The organism is Aequorivita xiaoshiensis (assembly GCF_022008395.1).
Classification (GTDB): Bacteria; Bacteroidota; Bacteroidia; order Flavobacteriales; family Flavobacteriaceae; genus Aequorivita; species Aequorivita xiaoshiensis.
Map to the genome: position 1 here is coordinate 1 of NZ_JAIRBB010000025.1, position 4,630 is coordinate 4,630.

6 protein-coding genes are annotated in these 4,630 nt (G+C 32.6%); all 6 read right to left on the reverse strand.

Translation table 11 applies throughout. From position 1 onward, the window contains the following. Positions 1-309: 309 nt before the first annotated feature. Entirely contained in the window at positions 310-891 is a 582-nt protein-coding gene (locus K8344_RS13585; protein WP_237609222.1) for a hypothetical protein, read from the reverse strand. A gap of 136 nt (positions 892-1,027) precedes the next feature. Beyond that, a complete protein-coding gene (locus tag K8344_RS13590; RefSeq protein WP_237609223.1) occupies positions 1,028-1,486 on the reverse strand; it encodes a hypothetical protein in 459 nt (152 codons plus the stop codon). A gap of 190 nt (positions 1,487-1,676) precedes the next feature. Further along, complete coding sequence (locus K8344_RS13595; protein WP_237609224.1) at positions 1,677-2,366, reverse strand: DUF2695 domain-containing protein; 690 nt, start codon at positions 2,364-2,366, stop codon at positions 1,677-1,679. Positions 2,367-2,504: 138 nt separating this feature from the next. Further along, positions 2,505-3,044, reverse strand: a complete 540-nt coding sequence (locus tag K8344_RS13600) for a hypothetical protein (RefSeq protein ID WP_237609225.1) — start codon at positions 3,042-3,044, stop codon at positions 2,505-2,507. Between the two features lie 158 nt (positions 3,045-3,202). After that, positions 3,203-3,892: a hypothetical protein gene (locus tag K8344_RS13605; protein WP_237609226.1), complete on the reverse strand. Its 690-nt coding sequence runs from the start codon at positions 3,890-3,892 to the stop codon at positions 3,203-3,205. Between the two features lie 155 nt (positions 3,893-4,047). Then, positions 4,048-4,449 carry a hypothetical protein gene (locus tag K8344_RS13610; protein ID WP_237609227.1) on the reverse strand — a complete coding sequence of 134 codons (402 nt, stop codon included), beginning with the start codon at positions 4,447-4,449 and terminating at the stop codon, positions 4,048-4,050. Between the last annotated feature and the right edge of the window lie 181 nt (positions 4,450-4,630).

Genomic DNA, 4,630 nt, shown 5'->3' on the forward strand with positions numbered 1-4,630 from the left:
ATTTTCAGTTTAAAAGGTTCTGAATACCGTCTGATTACTTTGTCGTTTTTGTACATAATGTTTAAAATTATGTAGCCTTTATTCAGGACGGGTCAATATTATGGGCAACGTGCGTGTATATGACAAGTAGCGTGCAGAAAAGAGCTAATTTTTCGGTTGCGCTACAAGCCGATTTTTTTGTTTTAGGTTTTTACCTTTAAATGTCAAAAACGCCAAAATAAAAAATTGGCGACTTCCCAAATATACCAAATTTTTCGATTTAGAAACGACGCAGCTATTTGTTATATACGGTGTTGTGCAACGTTTTTTTTAGCTCGTTTCTTCATAATTTTCCAATTCAAATTCGCTCAAATTTTCGTTTTTGAATTTCGAGATAACCCTTTCGATTATTTTCTTTTTTCCAACTACTCCAAATTGATGTTGTAAATCGTGATTAGTTGCAATTAAATAATCATCTTCACTCATTAAATTCTTAAAACCAATAAATCTCTCATCGATATGTCCAAATCTACTTGGAAATTCTTTGTTTAGCCAATTTTCAAAATCATTTTTAGTCCGGTCTTGTTTTGTAAATATATACAGATAAGAGCCAAATTCGTAAGGATAGTAAAAGTTCTTATTTGGCAAAATTAGAAAATCAGTCACAGTTTTTTTTGAAAGTCCAAACCAAGTTTTTTTTTCACGAAATAATTTCTCGAATTGGATATTCTCGGTTTCTAACTCTTCTGCGGTCATTGCATAATTATTCCCGCTTTGAATATATTGGTACATTTTGTAACCATCAAGTTTTGTTAATCCGATAAATTCTGTCGCTGGCTTTTTGGAATTAAAGTCCATTCGAGTAATGATTTTTGACCCTAAAGTTTTGAATTGTAAAATAAATTGGGACATTCTCGATTTTTTTCAAATGTTGCACAACGTTTCGTATAACCGCAGTTACGGATAAATATACGAGGTTTTTCGGTTAAGCATAGATGTTAGCAATTACGCGTGGATTCGGACGCAGTCGAATCCGCCGTAATTGCGGTTATACATTGTTGTAGCGCGTTTTTATTTCTTTTTTCAATTCTTCCAATTCTGCAATTTTCGCTCGAATCACGGTTTCGATAACATCTGTATTGTTTTTCAGTCTTAGTCGGCCAACTGGATTATTGGGTTCGTCTTCAAAAATTATTTCAGTCTCTAAATCAGTGGTCGAGATTTCTTGTCTTCCGTCTTTGAAGAGTCGGTAGTCAGCCATATATGAAATCTTTTTTGCTTCTAAATTCAGGACTTCTCGACCGACCGAGTTCCATAGTGTTATTCGAAGTAGGTAAAATCCAACTCCCCAACAAAGTATGAATGAAAATACGATTCCGATATGAGGTCCGTCTCCATAGGTCAAAACGAAAAATGTTGCAGCAAGCGGAATTAATGTCAGTATGGTCAGAATTAAAGTCAAAACGATTCTAATGATAACGGGAGTTTTCTTAGTGAAAATGGTCAATCGTGAACCACTTATTTCGATTTGATTCTTTTTCATTTTTTTTAATGCGCTACAACGTGTTTGTATATGGAAAGTTGCGTGTTTGTGTGCGAGGATTTTCCGAAGGAAAATCAGACGTAACAAACGTGCAACGACCTTTGATTTAGCACAACACCAGCAATTTTTTATATACGGTGTTAGCCATAGTTTTTTATTTCCTAAATATTACTTTATGCACTTTTAATTCAATTTTAGTTCCGCCAATTCCTGTTCTTTCCATAAAATGCGTTCCCATTGGTTTTCCAATGTCAATTTTTTCAATTCTCGAAAAGTAATATTCAGCATCTCTTCCCGAAAATCTCGAAAAAGAATCTAATTTTAAATCACGAATTTTTTTCGCAAACTCTTTTCCGTTTATGGGTTCTATTTCTTTTACAATTCCGATTTCAGTAGGCAATTCCGATTCAGTTCCGTGAAAGAAGTGCATACTTTTCCTAACTCTCTTTTTTGGTTTAAATCCAAATGGTGCTGGAATTAATAATTCTCCGTTTTTCGTGTAATTATTATGGTCGTATTCAGAACTCGAAAATAGTGCTTTTGTATAAACTTTATTTTCGGTCTGTTGAAAATTCAGCGGTATTTTGAAAGGATTTTTAAAGTCCATTTCTTTGTTTTCTGACTCTAATTCTAAATCACAATCTTCTGGTAAATTAAATGTTACTTCGCAATCACAAAATCCACCATTCGATTCCAAAACGTCAATTAAATCAGACTTATCAACTCCGTTTTTTTTAGCCCATTCAAAAGTATATTTCAATGAGTGGTCACAACCGATTTTTTCAATTCGATTTTCTATAAAAACACAAAGTTCAGTTACTTGATTTTCTGTTAATATCGTCATTTCTTAAATTATGGCTAACGGTTTTGTATAACCGCAGTTACGGGATTAAATTTAATGTTTTTCGGATAAGCACCTACGGTAGCAATTACGCGTGGATTCGGACGTAGTCGAATCCGCCGTAATTGCGGTTATACATTGTTACACAACGTTTTTTTTGTCCGTTCTGTATAACCAATTCGCTACATTGGAATAATTTGTAATCATTAAATAACCAATCAGAATACTGATGGCTGAAATCGCAAATTGAAAATAATCAACTTGTTCATAAACAAATGCATCAAGCATTCCGTCAATTCCTTTATTTGAGACTTGGTCTTTAAAAGCAAGATAACATTGATTTAGAAAATACGGAAAATTATCAATTATGAGTAATCCAGCAATCACGATTATGGCAATTTTTAATATGCTAATTTCTTTTAAGCTCCCAAATTCAATTCGCTCTTCATCAAATCCCTTGTCCAATTTAAGTAAGTCAATTATTTTGTCGGCTCCATAAATCAGCGCAAACAATAATGCTACAATTATTAGAAAAGACGCTACAGCCAATATTATTGTCATCAGTTCGTAAGCGTTAATTGCATAGCTGAAGTAAGTCGGCAGTAAACTAAATATTGCTAATGTCGCTGAGTATAGTGCAAACAGTTTAATTATCACTCGGAAGAAATCTCTTTTTGTCATAGGTTGGTCAAAATGTTGTGTAACGGTCTAGTGTATGATTTCGTTGCGTGGTTTAAGTACCGAAGTTAGCAAATAAATAACAGATAGAAAGTCCGCAAGGATTTTCGTGAGTAGGCTCTAACTAGCAATGAATTATACACATTGTTGTGCGTTCGGCATTATTTATTCTTTTTATTTTCAAATTCAGTTATTAATTTAGCACATTCATTATGGTCTGAAACGTATCTGTCACTATCAAATTGTGATTTAAAATATTCATAGTATTTGTCATATTTATTTCCGAAAGTTTCGTTCCACGCTTTGTCTTGATTTTCAGTCAAAACTATATTTTTAGCAGAAGCAATTACAATTATTCTTTCGCCTGGCTTTTCAGTGTCAAGATTTGATTTCCAAAAGTGAAATACAATTTCAATTCTATTATTCTCTATTTTAGAAACTTGTTCGTAAAGATATTCATCTAATTTTAAAGGCTCAATTTTAATTAAGTTTCCGAAATCATCCACTTTATTATACTCAAGTTTTAAATTTCCTTTTAGTTCAATTTTTATTGGAAATGAAATATAGTCTGGGTCAATGGAAAGTTCAAATTTGTCAATTATAGAATGAGCGAAAACATAGGTCGAAAAGTCATTTAATTCTATTAATAAACTATCATTTTGATTGATAATATTTATTATCCAACTGTCGTGAAGTTTGCAGATTAAATATTTATTAAAAATTCCTAATCTCTCGAAATTTTTGGTCAAAAAGTCTGAATACAAATCTGTGTCGAAAATCGATTCTTCTAAATCAACAAAATCGTTCGCCAATAATGGTGCTATTTCCTTAATGTTTCTTTTTGTGTTCATAGGTTTTTTCAGCTGACGCACAACGGTCTCGTATAACCGTCAGTTACGGGTTAATATGCGTTAATTTTCGTTTTGGCACTGGCTTTAGCAATTACGCGTGGATTCGGACGTAGTCGAATCCGCCGTAATTGCGGTTATACATTGTTGGCATTTCGTTATTTTTTATTCAATTTTATATATTCCATTAGGTTTTTTCCAAACAATAAGGTCAAACTTCCAATCCAGAAGTAAAATCCAATTCCGATTTTCACAGGTGACGTGCTTGAACCCATATGCATTGGTAAATCAGTTACAAATACTGCTAAAATTCCGAGCAATACTGCGATTCCACTTAAAGTCAGTTTTGTATTCAGTTTTAATTTTCTGAAAAATGCGATTAAGAATGGAATATTCGCTATCCAAGCACCAAATGCGAATAAATTTTCAATAAAAATTGAAAGTCCGCCAAATATCAAAGCAAAAATTCCGTAAACTCCGCCACTCCCACTAAAAGATTCGGTGAAGAGTGAAATCAAGTAAAGTCCAATTATTATGTAATTCAGAGTTTTATTACTCACTTATTCAGTTCAATTAGTAGAGATTGGTTTTAATGAATGCCAACGGTCTTGTATATGAAAAGTAGCGCTGAAAAAAGACGCTAATTATTCGGATGAAACACAAGCCGAATTTTTAAATTTTACTATTTATTTTATTTTTAGGAAATCGTCAAATTTAAAAATTTGGCGACTTCCTAAAAAT

Bases quoted from the DNA above. Each gene is read 5' to 3' on its own strand.
- K8344_RS13585 (WP_237609222.1), bottom strand. From the start codon at position 891: ATGTCCCAATTTATTTTACAATTCAAAACTTTAGGGTCAAAAATCATT.
- K8344_RS13595 (WP_237609224.1), bottom strand. From the start codon at position 2,366: ATGACGATATTAACAGAAAATCAAGTAACTGAACTTTGTGTTTTTATA.
- K8344_RS13600 (WP_237609225.1), bottom strand. From the start codon at position 3,044: ATGACAAAAAGAGATTTCTTCCGAGTGATAATTAAACTGTTTGCACTA.
- K8344_RS13605 (WP_237609226.1), bottom strand. From the start codon at position 3,892: ATGAACACAAAAAGAAACATTAAGGAAATAGCACCATTATTGGCGAAC.